The following is a 14,509-nucleotide window of genomic DNA, read 5'->3' as shown; positions in this document are numbered from 1 at the left end:
CTCTTCGACACCGATTCCGACGAGTCTGCGGATTTTCTCGAGCTGGTCGCGCGAGTTGATGGCACCGATATCAGTGTTCTTGTCGAGCGGATCACCAAGCCGAAGTGTCCCCAGGCGCCGCTTGAGTTTCTCGATCAGTCGATCGGCGATCGTCTCCTGGACGAGCAGCCTCGATCCCGCGCAGCAGACGTGTCCCTGGTTGAAGAAGATGCCGTTGACGATGCCCTCGACCGCCTGGTCGAGCGCGGCGTCGGCGAACACGATGTTGGCGGCCTTGCCGCCGAGCTCCAGGGTGACCTTCTTGTGGGTGCCGGCGACCGAGCGGGCGATCTGTCGTCCGACGGCGGTGGAGCCGGTGAACGCGATCTTGTCGACGTCCGGATGCTCCACCAGCGCCTGCCCGGTGGGCCCGGCGCCGGTGATGATGTTGACGACGCCGGGCGGCAGCTCGGCCTGCTGGCAGATCTCGGCGAACAGCAGGGCGGTGAGCGGGGTGGTCTCCGCGGGCTTGAGCACGACGGTGTTGCCGGCCGCGAGCGCGGGCGCGATCTTCCAGGCCAGCATCATCAGCGGGAAGTTCCACGGGATGATCTGGCCCGCGACGCCCAGCGGCTTCGGGTCGGGCCCGAGGCCGGCGTACCCGAGCTTGTCGGCCCAGCCCGCGTAGTAGAAGAACCACTGCGAGACGAGGGGGACGTCGACGTCGCGCGACTCCTTGATGGGCTTGCCGTTGTCGAGCGACTCCAGCACGGCGAGCTCGCGGCTGCGCTCGGCGATGATGCGGGCGATGCGGTAGAGGTACTTGGCACGTTCGCGTCCGGGCATCGGGCCCCAGACCTTCTCGAACGCGCGGCGGGCGGCCTTGACCGCGGCGTCGACGTCGGCCTCGGTGGCCTCGGCGACCTCCGCCAGCACCTCTTCGCTGGCCGGGCTGATCGACTTGAACGACGTGCCGGAGCCGTCGACGAACGCGCCGTCGACGAACAGGCCGTACGAGCTCTTGAGATCGACGATGGTGCGCGACTCGGGCGCGGGTGCGTACTCGAACTTCGTCATGTCAGTCCAACGTCACGTAGTCGGGGCCGGAGTAGTGGCCGGTGGTCATCTTCTGGCGCTGCAGCAGCAGGTCGTTGAGCAGCGAGGACGCGCCGAAGCGGAACCAGTCGGGGGAGAGCCAGTCCTCGCCGGCGATCTCGTTGACGACGACCAGGTACTTGATGGCGTCCTTGGACGTGCGGATGCCGCCGGCCGGCTTGACCCCGACCTGACGGCCGGTGGCGACGCGGTAGTCGCGCACGGCCTCCAGCATCAGCAGCGTGACCGGGAGCGTTGCGGCCGGCTGGATCTTGCCGGTGCTGGTCTTGATGAAGTTGGCGCCGGCGTCCATCGCGAGCCACGATGCGCGACGGACGTTGTCGTATGTCTGCAGCTCGCCGGTCTCGAGGATCACCTTCAGGTGCGCACTCTGCCCGTCAGATCTGGCGCACGCTTCCTTGATCGCCCTTATCTCGTCGTGGACCTTCTGGTGGTCGCCGGCCAGGAAGGCGCCCCGGTCGATGACCAAGTCGATCTCGTCGGCGCCGGCCTCGACGGCGTCCTGGGTGTCGGCGATCTTGATGTCGAGGGCGGCGCGGCCGGACGGGAAGGCCGTGGCCACGGATGCGACGTGCAGCTGGTCGCCGACGACCTCGCGCACCGTGCGGACCATGTCGGGGTACACGCAGACGGCCGCGGCGGAGGGGCAGGAGAGGTCCGTCGGATCCGGCTTCAGCGCCTTGGCCGACAGCGCCCGCACCTTGCCGGGAGTGTCGGCGCCTTCGAGCGTCGTGAGGTCGACCATGGAGATGGCGAGGTCGATCGCCCACTGCTTGGCGGTGGTCTTGATCGAGCGGGTGCCGAGACCGGCAGCGCGTGCCTCCAGGCCGACGGCGTCGACCCCGGGCAGCCCTTCGAGCGTCCTGCGCAGTGACGCGGTTGCGCCAGTCACGAATGTCCTCCCAGCTCGCGGTCGTGGGTGGTGACCGCGCCCTCCAGCCTAGTTCACCAAGCTGGACAGCCTCTCACGTCCGTCGCGTCGCCTGACGGCGCGCAGGATCACCCCGGCTAGGACCAGGCCGATGACCGCATACGTGGCGATCGAGAACGCCGACGACCACAGGATCGACCAGTCGCCGTTGCTGATCTGCAGCGACTGGCGCAGCTTCGTCTCGGCGACGGGTCCGAGGATGACGCCGATGATCGCGGGCACGACGGGTAGCCCGTAGCGCCGCATGATGTAGCCCAGGATGCCGACGGCGAGCAGCACCATGACGTCGACCGTGCTCGCGTTGACGCTGTACGAGCCCAGCACGGCGAAGAACAGGATTCCGGCGTACAGGTACGGGCGCGGGAGCTGCAGCAGCTTGGCCCAGATCGGCGCGAGCGGCAGGTTGAGCGCGAGCAGCATCGCGTTGCCGATGAAGAGGCTGGCGAGCAGGCCCCAGACCAGCTCGGGGTTCTTCTCGAACAGGAGCGGCCCCGGTTGCAGCGAGTACCGCTGGAACGCCGCGAGCATGATCGCGGCCGTCGCGGTGGTCGGCAGCCCGAGGGTCAGCAGCGGCACGAGCGTGCCCGCGACGGACGCGTTGTTCGCGGCCTCCGGACCGGCGACGCCTTCTATGGCGCCCTTGCCGAACTCCTTGGGATGCCGAGTCAGACGCTTCTCGGCGGCGTACGACAGGAACGTCGGCATCTCGGCACCGCCGGCGGGCAGGGCGCCGAACGGGAAGCCGAGCGCGGTGCCGCGCAGCCACGGCTTCCACGAGCGGGACCAGTCGTCCCGGCTCATCCAGGCCGCTCCGACGGGGATCACGTCGGGCCCGGACCTGCGCAGGTGGGCCGCGATCCACAGCGCCTCGCCGACGGCGAACAGTCCGACGGCGACGACCACGACGTCGACGCCGGTCGACAGCTCGGGGATGCCGAACGTGAGGCGCTGCTGGCCGGTCACGGCGTCGATGCCGACCAGGCCGAGCATCAGCCCCAGCGCGAGGGAGGAGATGCCGCGGATGACGGAGCTCCCGAGCACGGTGCTGACCGCCACGAAGGCGAGCACCATGATCGCGAAGTAGTCCTGCTGCCCGAAGCCGACGGCGAGCTTCACCATGAGCGGCGCGGTGAAGACCAGCAGGATGATGGCGATCGTGCCGCCGACGAAGGAACCGATGGCCGACGTGGCCAGCGCCTGCGGCGCGCGACCCGCCTTGGCCATCTTGTTGCCCTCGATCGCGGTGATGACCGACGAGCTCTCACCCGGTGTGTTCAGCAGGATCGACGTGGTCGAGCCGCCGTACATGCCGCCGAAGTAGATGCCGGCGAACATGATGAGCGCCGCCGACGGGTCGAGCGAGAACGTGACCGGCAGCAGCAGCGCCAGCGTCATGGCCGGGCCGATGCCGGGCAGCACGCCGATGAAGGTGCCGAGGACGACGCCGATCAGGGCGTAGAGGAGGTACTCGGGCTGCGCCGCGGTGGCGAAGCCCTCGAGCAGGCTGATGATCGAGTCCATCAGGTGTCCTCAGGCCGGTCCGGCCGGGAGGTAGACACCCAGCGCCTGCGTGAAGAGGAGGAACGCCAGCACCGGCACGGCGATGCTCACGACGATGTCGATCCACAGCCGCCGGCTGCCGAGCAGACGGGCCACGCCGAAGAACAGCAGGACGCCGCTCGCGGGGAAGCCGATGACAGGAATCAGCTGACCGGCCGCTGCGAACAGCGCCACCAGCGCGAGCAGGACGAGCCAGTCGGTGCCGTGCGACAGGTCGACGTCCTCGGCCTGCTCGGCCTCGCCACGCCCGCCGCGTGCGATGTCGAACGCGAGAAGGGCGGCGGTGACGAGCAGGAGGACGCCCACGGCGATCGGCACCGTCTTGGGCCCGAGCGGATTGTCCTGCGTCAGGCTCTCCGAGATCCGAGTGGCCTCGTAGAGGACGAAGACTCCGAGCACCCCGAGCAGGCCGGCCACCCCAAATTCGGAGAGGCCGGCCCGCCCTTCGGTGGACTGCTCGTCGATGGTCGAGATGGTCACTTGACCAGCCCGAGCTTGGTCAAGACGTCCTCGACGCGCTTGTTCTCGCTCTCGATGTACGACTCGAACTCCTCGCCGGTGGCGAACGCGTTGGTCCAGCCGTTCTTCCGCTCGGCGTCCTTCCAGGCCTTGGACTCGTTCAGCTCGGTGACGAGGTCGACGAGCGACTTCTTGTCCGCAGCCGAGATGCCCGGAGGTGCGACGAAACCGCGCCAGTTGTCGAACCGGAGGTCGACGTCCTGCTCCTTCAGGGTCGGGGCGTCGAGGCCGGGAACGCGTTCGGCGCTCGTCACGGCCAGGACCCGGAGCTGGCCGGCTTCGATCTGGTCCTTGTACTCGCCGATGCCGGAGACGCCGAACTTGATCTCACCGTTGAGCAACCCCGCGAGAAGCGGGCCGCCGCCGTCGTACTCGACGTAGTTGACGTCACGCGGGTCGATCCCGATCTCGTCGGCGAGCAGGTGCGGCGCCAGGTGGTCCGGGCCGCCGGGGGAGGATCCGCCGCCGACCGGGAGCTCCTTGGTGTCGGCCTTCCAGTCGGCGAGGAGGTCGTCGAGGGACTTGTACTCGGACTCGGCCGGCACGACGATGACCTCAGGTTCGCTGATGAGGCGAGCGATCGGCGTGGTGTCGGCGAGAGTGGACTCGGACTTGTTCGCGAAGACCGCGCCCACGACGCCGAGGCCCATCATCATGAGCTCGCCGCCCTTGCCTTCGGACTGCGCCGTGCGGGCGAGGCCGACGGTGCCACCGGCGCCGTCGAGGTTGAACACCTGCGCGTTGGACAGCAGCTCCTCGTCCTGCATGATCTTGGCCGCGATGCGGGCCGTCGTGTCGTAGCCGCCGCCGGGCGCGTTGGGCACCATGATGCGCGCGCTGTCGGCGGCACCACCCTCGCCGTCGGTCGAGCCGCACGCGGCCGTGGCCATCATGGCCATGGCGGCCGCGGCCGCGAGGGCGACCCTGGTGGATCTCTTCATCGTCTTCTCCTGGTTGATCGACACGGCTCGGAGACCGCTTTGGCCGATCGTGACCCAGCCCACACGGGAGTGCCCACTTGCGGAACCAAAGGCACGTTTCGGTCATTGTGGTCACGGTCCGGCCCGCGCTGACGCCGCGGGGAATAGGGGACACTCAGGGGATGCGCCGTCTCACGTTGGCCGGGCAGCTGCTGCTGCTTCAGATGGGCCTCGTCGTGCTCGTCGTGATCGCCGTGGCGGGCGTCTCGACGGCGCAGACCGACGCGAGCTTCCGGCGCTCGCTCGAGCGCCAGATGCTGTCGAGCGCGGAGACCATCGCCGGCAACGACGTCGTGCAGCAGGACCTGCGCACGGGTGGTCGCCCGGAGGCGCTCAAGGTCGAGGCGGACCTCGCGCGGTCCTTCGCGGACGCGACCTACGTCATCGTCGTCGACGACCTGGGACGGGTGCAGAGCGCCACGCTGCCGCTCCAGAGCGGCACGCCGCTCGCCGTCGGCGAAGGCACCACGCTGAACGGCACGGCCTGGTCGGGTGCGGCCGAACGCTACGGAAAGCAGTCGGTCGAAGGGCACGTCCCCGTCATCTCGGAGCACCCCGACGACCTGGGAACCCGTGTCGGCTACGTCATCGTCGGCAGCGAGTACCCCTCGTGGTGGGAGGTGCTGGGCACGGCGACCCCGAGCGTGCTGCTGTACCTCCTCCTGGCCGGCGTCGTCGGCGTGGCCGGTTCGCTGCTCGTGGCCCGGCGGGTGAAGAGGCAGACGCTCGGGCTCGAGCCGCGCGAGATCAGTGCCCTCGTCGAGCAGCGCGAGGCGATGCTGCACGGGGTGCGTGAGGGCGTGGTCGGCGTGGACCTGCGCGGACGCGTCGCGTTCGCCAACGACGAGGCGATCCGGCTGCTCGACCTCGAGGAGTCGCCGGTCGGACGCGATGTCGGCAAGCTCGACGTGGCTCCGGAGCTCGCCGAGATCCTCGCCGGTGAGGGCCCACGCACGGATGCGGTCGCTGCGGTGGAGAGCCGGTTGCTCGTGCTCAACAGCATGCCGGTGCTGGTACGCGGCACCCGGACGGGCACCGTGGTGTCGATGCGCGATCGCACCGAGCTGCTCGACCTGCAGCAGCAGCTGGCCGTGGCGCAGGACCACACCGACACGCTGCGCTCGCAGGTTCACGAGTTCCAGAACCGCCTGCACGCGATCTCGGGCATGGTCGAGCTCGGGGAGCGCCAGGAGCTGCTCGAGTTCATCGGCTCCGTCTCGCAGGACATGGACCGCCGTGTCAGCGAGATCGGCCGACTCATCGGCGATCCGGCGATCGCGGCGCTGCTGGTCGCCAAGGCGATCCGGGCGGACGAGCTCTCCGTCGACCTCGTGCTGGGCGAGGAGTCCGTGCTCCACCCGCATTCGCCGGGGCTGTCCTCGGACCTCGTCACCGTGGTGGGCAACCTGGTCGACAACGCCTTCGAGTCCGTCGGATCGAGCGGCGGAACGGTCACGGTCGACCTGCGGGACGACGGTGAGCAGATCACGGTGTCGGTCGAGGACACCGGCGCCGGCATCGACCCGGAGGACGCCGCCCGCATCTTCGAGGCCGGCTGGACCAGCAAGCCGATCCCCGAGTCGCACGGCTGGGGCCTCGCGCTCACCCGGATGGCGTGCCAGCGCCACGGCGGGGACGTGAGGGTCGAGCGTGGCGCGGGCGCACGACTCGTCGCCACCCTGCTGGTCGGTCGCGGCGCCTTGCCGTCAGCCGACCGAACCGGACGGAGGGACGCCGATGTCCGATGACGCGGTCCGAGTCCTCGTCGTCGACGACGACTTCATGGTGGCCCGCATCCACCGCGGGTTCGTCGAGCGCATGGAGGGATTCGAGGTGGCCGGCGAAGCGCGTACGGGCGCCGAGGCGCTGGCCCGGGCGCGAGAGCTGCAGCCCGACATCGTCCTGCTCGACATCTACCTGCCGGACATGAGCGGCCTCGACGTCCTCGAGCAGCTGCGCAGCGGCGAGTTCCCCGGCCTCGACGTCGTCGTCGTGACGGCGGCGCGCGACGCGGACACCGTGTCGTCCAGCCTGCGGTTCGGTGCCCTCCACTACCTGATCAAACCGTTCGGCTTCGACGACCTCCATGCCCGGCTCCGGCACGTTGCCGCGTTGAGATCGCGGCTCGACTCAGGCGCCGACGAACGGGCCCTCGCGCAGCGCGACGTGGACCAGGTGTTCGGCACCGTCTCGCCGCAGGGGCCGGATCGCCGCCAGCTGCCCAAAGGGCTGTCCGAGCCCACCATGAAGCTCGTCGTCGAGCATCTGCGTGCGCAGTCCGCGCCGGAGTCCGCCACGACGTTCGGCGAGTCGTTGGGCCTGTCGCGGGTGAGCGCTCGCCGCTACCTGGACCACCTGGTGCGCATCGGCTGGGTGCGTGTCGATCCCAAGTACGGCGAGGTCGGCCGCCCCGAGCACCACTACCGCTGGGTCCGTGACTGAGGCGCGCCCCCCGTTCACCTGATCGTCACCATCGGGTCTCAAGTGAACCGTTGACAGCACCGCACACCTCGGGGTCCTATGACCTTCTGTGGTCCGGCGCCGAGTGGTGCGGGGGGACTGCTCGTCGATCGGAGAAATCACGTGAAGACCCTGTGGGGTCGCGCTGCCGCGACCGTTTCCATTCTTGCCGTCACCGGTTCGCTGATCGTGGGAACGCCAGCCCAGGCCGCCGATCCCGTCGTGCTGAACCTGCTCGGCATCAACGACTTCCACGGCCGCATCGACAACAACACGGTGAAGTTCGCCGGCACTGTCGAGCAGCTGCGTGCCGAGGCCGGTGACGCCCGGACGCTGATGGTCTCGGCCGGCGACAATGTCGGCGCGTCGCTGTTCCCGTCCGCGTCGGCCGGCGACATCCCGACCCTTGACGTGCTCAACGCGCTCGAGCTCGATGCGTCCGCCGCCGGAAACCACGAGTTCGACAAGGGCTACAGCGACCTCACCGACCGCATCGCCCCGGCGGCCGACTTCCCGATCCTCGGCGCCAACGTGTTCAAGGCCGGCGGCGAGCGGGCGCTCGAGCCGTACGAGATCGTCGCCGTCGACGGGCTCGATGTCGCCGTCGTGGGCGCGGTCACCGAGGAGACGCCATCACTGGTGAACCCCGACGGCGTGGCCGGCCTCACGTTCGCCGACCCCGCCGCCTCGATCAACGACGCCGTCGCCGAGCTGAACGCCCTGGCCGACCCGCCGGACGTCATCGTCGCCTCGTACCACGAGGGCGCGCCAGACGGCACCCAGACGTATGAGCAGGCCATCGCCTCGAGCGCGGTGTTCAAGGACCTCGCCGAGAACACGTCAGCCCAGGTCGACGCCATCTTCATGGGCCACACCCACCAGGCGTACGCCTACAACGCTCCGGTGCCGGGCCAGCCGGGCCAGACCCGTCCGATCGTCCAGACCGGCCAGTACGGCGGGAACATCGGCCAGATCCAGCTCACCGTCGACCCCGACACCGGCGAGGTGCAGAGCCACACCCAGCGCAACGTCGCTCGTACCACGGCGGCCGACGACGGCCTGATCTCGACGTACCCGCGGGTGGCCCAGGTCGACGCGATCGTCGACGCCGCGCTCGCCAAGGCCGCAGAGGTCGGCAACCAGGTGAAAGGACACCTGACCGCCGACATCACCCGCGCGTTCAACGGAACCGCGGAGGACCGAGCGGGCGAGTCGACGCTGGGTGGGCTGGTCGCCGACGCCCTGCTCGCCAAGGTGAGCGAGACGCCGGCCGGCGCCGACCTCGCGATGACGAACCCGGGTGGACTGCGCGCCGACCTGCTGTTCGCGGGGTCCGGCGGCACCAACACCGACGGCGTCATCACCTATGCCGAGGCCAACTCGGTGCTGCCGTTCGTCAACAACCTCAGCTCCGTCACGCTCACCGGCGCCAGCCTGAAGAAGGTGCTCGAGCAGCAGTGGCAACGCAACGCGGACGGCACCGTGCCATCCCGTTCGTATCTGCAGATGGGTGTCTCCGAGAACGTCAAGTACACGTTCGACCCGACCCGCCCCGAAGGTGATCGGATCACCGGCGTGACGATCGACGGCCAGGAGCTCGACCCCGCGGGCTCGTACAAGATCGCCGTCCCGTCCTTCCTCGCGGCCGGCGGCGACAACTTCCGGGCGTTCAGGGAGGGCTCTTCCGTCGACACCGGTCTGGTCGACTACGAGGCCTGGATCGAGTACCTGCAGCAGAACGACCCGGTGTCGCCCGACTTCGCGCGTCGTTCGCTCGACGTCGAGGGCTTGAAGACGTCATACGTGTCCGGTCGGGAGGTCTCGTTCACTCTGCCGAAGCTCGATCTCACCTCTCTCGGCAGCCCCGACAACACGAGCGTGAAGGCGACGCTTCACTTGGCTGGTGACGACGTCGACCTCGGCTCGTTCCCGGTGAACGACGGCGCGGCGACCGTCCGGTTCGACCTGCCAGCCGACCAGGTCGGCACCGCGACGGTCGAGGTGGAAGCGGCGCCGACGGGCACGCGGGCCACGCTGCCCGCCTTCGAGGTCGTCGAGCCCACACCCACCGCCACGACGGCGAGTGTCGAGGAGAAGCATCCGTCGGCGCGCGAACCGTTCGACGTGGACGTGAGTGTCGGGGGCGGCGACGTCACCCCGACCGGCTCCGTGACCGTCCTCGTGGGCGATCGTGTGCTCGGCGAGGGTGAGCTCGCAGACGGCTCGGCGACCGTCGTTGTGCCCGACGGCGCGCTGCGGCCCGGACGACATCAGCTCACCGTCCGGTACGGCGGCGACGAGACACATGCGCCGTCGTCGGACTCGCTCACGGTCGTCGTCACCAGCTCGGCCGGCTGACGTGCGTGCGCAGCGAGTCCTCGCCGGCTTCGCCATGGCCGCGGCCACCCTCATCGCGGTACCGGTCCAGGCGAGCCCCGGCGGCGATGAGGTCGTCATCGCCGAGGCCTACCTCAACGGCGGCAGCAGCGGAGCGACCTACCGCAACAAGTTCGTCGAGCTCTTCAACCCCACCGACGCCGATGTCGACGTCAGCGGCTGGTCGGTGCAGTACCGCTCGTTCTCGAGCACCGGCGCCTTCACCGGCGTCATCCCGCTCGGCGACCACCACCTCGAGCCCGGCGGTCGCCTGCTCGTCAGTGGCAACGCGAACGCCGCGAACGGTGCGGAGCTCCCGACCCCCGACGTCACGTCGTCCGTCGCGTTCTCCGGCAGCACGGGCGGCACGTTGGCCCTGGCTCGCACGACCACACCGCTGACCGGGGACCGGGCGGCGGTGCTCGGCTCGGAGTCGCTCGTCGACCTCCTCGGCTATGGGGCCTCCGTCACCTACGAGGGCTCGGCAACGCAGGCCGACGGCTACTCGGCGACGGCATCGCTTGCCCGCGCCGACGGCACCGACACCGACGACAACGCCGCCGACTTCTCCACCGCCGCGCCGACGCCCGAGGCGTGCGGCGAGCCCTGCGACGGCGGGGTCGTCACACCGCCGACCACGGCGACGATCGCCGAGGTTCAAGGCTCCGGCGACACCAGCCCGCTAGCCGGACGCACGGTCACCACCCGCGGAGTCGTCACTGCGGCCTACCCGACCGGCGGGTTCGACGGCGTCTACCTCCAGACGCCGGGCACCGGCGGCGACGTCGACTTCGGCTCCCACGACGCCTCCGACGGCGTGTTCGTGTTCTCGGGCGCGCTCGCCGACGACGTCCAGATCGGCGACCACCTCGAGGTCACCGGCGAGGTCAGCGAGTTCCGCGGACTTACCGAGATCTCGCCACCGGCCGGGTCGTGGCGGGTGCTCGACGAGCCCGCCGAGGCGGTAAAGCCCGCCTCCGTCGACTTCCCGCTCGCCGGCGCCCAGCGCGAGAGCCTCGAGGGCATGCTGCTGCAACCGTCGGGCGACTACACGATCACCAACAACTTCTCGACGAACCAGTTCGCCGAGATCGGCCTTGCCGCCGGCGACGACCCACTGCCCCAGCCGACGAACGTCGTCCGTCCGGGCACCGACGCGTACGACGAACTCGTCGCCGAGAACGCCCGGCGGCTCGTGACGCTCGACGACGGAGCCAGCACCAACTTCCTCTCATCCGCGAACAAGGGCACCCCGCTGCCCTGGCTGCGACCGGACAACGAGGTGCGCGTCGGGTCACCGGCCACGTTCACCGCGCCGATGGTGCTCGACTACCGATTCGACCTCTGGCGGCTCCAGCCGACGGACCAGCTCGAGGCGGGCGACGCGGAGCCGGTCACGTTCGGCAACACCCGCGAGGCCGCACCCGAGGACGTCGGGGGACTGGTGCAGATCGCCACCTTCAACGTGCTGAACTACTTCACCACGCTCGGGGAGGACTACGCGGCGTCAGGCGCCGGAACCTGCACGTACTTCCGCGACCGCGACGGCGCGAATGTCACGGTCAACTCGTGCACCAACAACGGCCCCCGCGGCGCGGCGAACGCCGAGAACCTGAAGCGACAGCAGGACAAGATCGTGGCCGCGATCAACAACCTCGGTGCCGACGTCGTGTCGCTGGAGGAGATCGAGAACTCCGCGGCATTCGGCATCGACCGCGACACCGCGCTGCGCCACCTCGTCGACGCGCTGAACGCCGACGCGGGTGCCGGCACCTGGGCGCACGTCGCGTCGCCGGCCCGGGTTCCGGAGGCCGAGGACGTCATCCGCACCGCGTTCATCTACCGCACCGACACCGTGCGGACGATCCGGGAGTCGACGATCCTCGACGATCCCGCCTTCCACAACGCGCGTGACCCGCTCGCCCAGGAGTTCCGCCCGCTCGACGCGGGGAGCAAGAACGACTTCGTCGTCGTCGTGAACCATTTCAAGTCCAAGAGCTCCGGCAGCGGGGAGGACGCCGACCAGAGTGACGGACAGGGCGCCTCGAACGCCTCGCGGGTGAAGCAGGCGCATGCCCTCGTGGCCTTCGCCGAGGCACAGGGCGAGGCGGCCAAGACCGACAACGTCTTCCTCACCGGCGACTTCAACGCCTACAACGAGGAGGACCCGGTCGAGGTGATCGAGGACGCCGGGTACATCAACGTCCCGCGCGAGCTCACCGACTCCGAGACGTACCAGTTCGCCGGCCTGGTCGGCTCGCTCGACCACGTCTTCGCCTCACCCGAGGCGTTCGACCAGGTCACCGGCGCCGACATCTGGAACATCAACGCCTTCGAGTCGGTCGGGCGCGAGTACAGCAGGCACAACAACAACGTCACGAACCTCTACGCGCCCGACCCGTTCCGCGCGAGCGACCACGACCCGGAGATCGTCGGCTTCGGCACGCTCCTGCCGACTGAGCCATGATGTGGCCATGACCGAGATCGTCATCGTGGTCGCCATCGTGCTGGCCGGGCTCTTCGCCGGACTGTTCGCGACCTTCTCCTACGCCGTGATGCCCGGCCTGCGCCGCGCCGACGACCCGACGTTCGCGCACGCGATGCGCGAGATCAACGTCGCGATCCTCAACCCGGTCCTGGCGCTGGTGTTCGGTGGGAGCGTGCTGACGTCGATCGCCGCGGCCATCCTGGGCTACGACGACGAGCGCGCCCGATGGTGGCTCGTGGCCGGAGCCGTCCTGGTCGCGGCCGCCGGCATGGTGACCATCGGCATCAACGTCCCGATGAACGATCGACTCGAGGCCGGCGTCAGCTCGGGCGAGCCACCGGCATCGCTCCGGAAGGCCTTCGAGGAGCCGTGGGTGCGCTGGAACCTCGTCCGCACGGTGCTCTCGACCACTGGCTTTGCCGCGCTGGTCGTGGCGCTTGTGGCCTAGAGCCCCAACGCTTCTGCGAGGTCGGCCTTGATGCCGTCGATCGTCGTCTGGGCCTCGCCGCGAGCCGCGTCCACCGAGTCGCCGACGGGGACGACCACCTCCACGTAGCACTTGAGCTTCGGCTCGGTGCCGGACGGACGGCAGATGATCCGCGCCGCCAAAATTCGAGCACTGGTGCCGAGTCCCAGCCGGATGCCGTCGGTCGGGGGCAGCCCGCGGTAGCCGTCCTCGAGATCTTCCACGGACGTGACGCCGATGCCTCCCAGCACCGTCGGCGGGGACGTGCGAAGCGTCGCCATCGCGGACGCGATGATCGACGGGTCGTCGACCCGCACCGACAGCTGGTCGGTGGCGTGCAGGCCGTGCTCGCGGTAGAGGTCATCGAGCCGGTCCAGCAGCGTGCGGCCCTCCGCCTTGAGCGCTGCGGCCATCTCCATCACGGTAATGATGGCGGACACGCCGTCCTTGTCGCGGGCGATGTGTGGGGCGACGCTGTAGCCGAGTGCCTCCTCGTAGCCGAACGCGAGGTCGGGGATCTTGCCGATCCACTTGAAGCCGGTGAGCGTCTGCTGCCACGGCTGGCCGAACGCGGCGGCCTGGCGGCCGAGCAGGTCCGAGCTGACGATCGACGCGGCGTAGGTGCCCTCGACGCCGCACCGCAGCATGAAGTCGGCCAGCAGCGCGCCGACCTGGTCGCCGGACAGCATCCGGAACGCCTCGCCAGCAACTTCGCGCACACCGACGGCGCTCCGGTCGGCGTCGGGATCGTTCGCGACGATGATGTCCGCGTGCACCTCCGACGCGAGCTTGAGCGCCAGGTCCATGGCGCCCGGCTCCTCGGGGTTGGGGAAGGCGACGGTCGGGAAGTCCGGGTCCGGTTCGCCCTGCTCGCGCACCACGTGCAGGTCGGGGAACCCGGTGCGCCGGACCACGTCGACCAGGGTGTCGCGCCCGACGCCGTGAATCGGCGTGTACACGGTCACGATGTCGCGAGGACCGTCCTGGGGGAGCGCGGCGACTGCTTCGACGTACGCCTCGGCGACCTCTGGCCCGAGCCGCGCGTACTCGTCGCTGCGGGGCATCTCGTCGACCCGTCCGACGGCGTCGATCAGCGCGGAGATGTCGGCGTCAGCAGGCGGCACGATCTGGCTGGAGTCGGCGAGGAACACCTTGTAGCCGTTGTCCTGCGGCGGGTTGTGCGATGCCGTCACCACCACACCGGCGCTGCAGCCCAGGTGGCGGATCGCGAACGCCGTGACCGGCGTGGGCAGCGGCTCGGGGAGCAGGTGCGCCAGCACACCTGCGCCCTGCATGATCTCCGCGGTGTCGCGCGCGAAAACGTCGGAGTTGTGGCGGGCGTCGTAGCCGATGACGACGCTGGGACGTTCCTCGTGCTCGAGGAGGTAGGCGGCCAGCCCGGAGCCGGCCTGCGCGACGATGACGCGGTTCATCCGGTTCGGCCCGGCGCCGAGTGCGCCGCGGAGGCCGGCGGTGCCGAACTGTAAGCGGGATGCGAACCGATCCTGGAGTGCCTCGAGGTCGCCGCGAGCGACCAGGTCTTCGAGCTCGGCCCGGGTGGTCGGGTCAGGATCTTCCTCGAGCCACCGGGTCGCCGCGGCGAGGAGGGTGTCGCTCACCGAAGCAGTGTCGTC

Annotated in this window: 11 protein-coding genes; 5 read left to right on the top strand and 6 right to left on the bottom strand. The window is 69.6% G+C overall.

All coding sequences use genetic code 11. The features are described 5' to 3' along the window. The 5 genes from ACRDPN_RS11335 to ACRDPN_RS11315 all read right to left on the bottom strand — a co-directional run. A partial coding sequence (locus ACRDPN_RS11335; protein ID WP_431447709.1) for an aldehyde dehydrogenase family protein occupies window positions 1-1,056 on the bottom strand: 1,056 nt, incomplete at its 3' end. A 1-nt stretch (window position 1,057) separates the two neighbouring features. Next, on the bottom strand, window positions 1,058-1,987 hold the full coding sequence (deoC, locus tag ACRDPN_RS11330; protein WP_431447706.1) for a deoxyribose-phosphate aldolase: 930 nt from the start codon (window positions 1,985-1,987) through the stop codon (window positions 1,058-1,060). A gap of 48 nt (window positions 1,988-2,035) precedes the next feature. Then, window positions 2,036-3,547 carry a tripartite tricarboxylate transporter permease gene (locus tag ACRDPN_RS11325; RefSeq protein WP_431447704.1) on the bottom strand — a complete coding sequence of 504 codons (1,512 nt, stop codon included), beginning with the start codon at window positions 3,545-3,547 and terminating at the stop codon, window positions 2,036-2,038. A 9-nt stretch (window positions 3,548-3,556) separates the two neighbouring features. After that, window positions 3,557-4,066 (bottom strand): tripartite tricarboxylate transporter TctB family protein, encoded by a 510-nt coding sequence (locus tag ACRDPN_RS11320; RefSeq protein ID WP_431447702.1) that lies wholly within the window; start codon window positions 4,064-4,066, stop codon window positions 3,557-3,559. Beyond that, a complete protein-coding gene (locus ACRDPN_RS11315; RefSeq protein ID WP_431447699.1) occupies window positions 4,063-5,046 on the bottom strand; it encodes a Bug family tripartite tricarboxylate transporter substrate binding protein in 984 nt (327 codons plus the stop codon). The genes ACRDPN_RS11320 and ACRDPN_RS11315 overlap by 4 nt, the downstream gene beginning before the upstream one ends. 161 nt (window positions 5,047-5,207) lie before the next feature. Here ACRDPN_RS11315 and ACRDPN_RS11310 point away from each other — a divergent pair, with 161 nt between their 5' ends. The 5 genes from ACRDPN_RS11310 (at window position 5,208) to ACRDPN_RS11290 (ending at window position 12,857) form a co-directional block, all read left to right on the top strand. Beyond that, window positions 5,208-6,833: an ATP-binding protein gene (locus tag ACRDPN_RS11310; protein WP_431447697.1), complete on the top strand. Its 1,626-nt coding sequence runs from the start codon at window positions 5,208-5,210 to the stop codon at window positions 6,831-6,833. Continuing rightward, window positions 6,823-7,527: a response regulator gene (locus ACRDPN_RS11305; RefSeq protein WP_431447695.1), complete on the top strand. Its 705-nt coding sequence runs from the start codon at window positions 6,823-6,825 to the stop codon at window positions 7,525-7,527. Before ACRDPN_RS11310 ends, ACRDPN_RS11305 begins: the two co-directional genes overlap by 11 nt. Window positions 7,528-7,668: 141 nt before the next feature. Next, the gene (locus ACRDPN_RS11300) at window positions 7,669-9,903 is read left to right on the top strand and encodes a 5'-nucleotidase C-terminal domain-containing protein (protein ID WP_431447693.1); all 2,235 of its coding nucleotides are present in this window, start codon (window positions 7,669-7,671) and stop codon (window positions 9,901-9,903) included. 1 nt (window position 9,904) lies between these two features. Further along, the gene (locus ACRDPN_RS11295) at window positions 9,905-12,388 is read left to right on the top strand and encodes an ExeM/NucH family extracellular endonuclease (RefSeq protein ID WP_431447691.1); all 2,484 of its coding nucleotides are present in this window, start codon (window positions 9,905-9,907) and stop codon (window positions 12,386-12,388) included. A 7-nt stretch (window positions 12,389-12,395) separates the two neighbouring features. Continuing rightward, on the top strand, window positions 12,396-12,857 hold the full coding sequence (locus ACRDPN_RS11290) for a DUF1772 domain-containing protein (protein ID WP_431447689.1): 462 nt from the start codon (window positions 12,396-12,398) through the stop codon (window positions 12,855-12,857). Here the strand turns inward: ACRDPN_RS11290 and ACRDPN_RS11285 are convergent. Beyond that, window positions 12,854-14,494 carry a phospho-sugar mutase gene (locus ACRDPN_RS11285; RefSeq protein WP_431447711.1) on the bottom strand — a complete coding sequence of 547 codons (1,641 nt, stop codon included), beginning with the start codon at window positions 14,492-14,494 and terminating at the stop codon, window positions 12,854-12,856. The two genes, ACRDPN_RS11290 and ACRDPN_RS11285, sit on opposite strands and share 4 nt — an antisense overlap. Between the last annotated feature and the right edge of the window lie 15 nt (window positions 14,495-14,509).

This window comes from Aeromicrobium sp., from assembly GCF_050700635.1.
In the GTDB taxonomy this organism is placed as follows: Bacteria; Actinomycetota; Actinomycetes; order Propionibacteriales; family Nocardioidaceae; genus Aeromicrobium.
Note: the sequence above shows the minus strand (reverse complement) of the source record. Positions and strands in the feature narration are given on the sequence as shown.

Bases quoted from the DNA above. Each gene is read 5' to 3' on its own strand.
- ACRDPN_RS11325 (WP_431447704.1), bottom strand. From the start codon at position 3,547: ATGGACTCGATCATCAGCCTGCTCGAGGGCTTCGCCACCGCGGCGCAG.
- ACRDPN_RS11315 (WP_431447699.1), bottom strand. From the start codon at position 5,046: ATGAAGAGATCCACCAGGGTCGCCCTCGCGGCCGCGGCCGCCATGGCC.
- ACRDPN_RS11310 (WP_431447697.1), top strand. From the start codon at position 5,208: ATGCGCCGTCTCACGTTGGCCGGGCAGCTGCTGCTGCTTCAGATGGGC.
- ACRDPN_RS11305 (WP_431447695.1), top strand. From the start codon at position 6,823: ATGTCCGATGACGCGGTCCGAGTCCTCGTCGTCGACGACGACTTCATG.
- ACRDPN_RS11290 (WP_431447689.1), top strand. From the start codon at position 12,396: ATGACCGAGATCGTCATCGTGGTCGCCATCGTGCTGGCCGGGCTCTTC.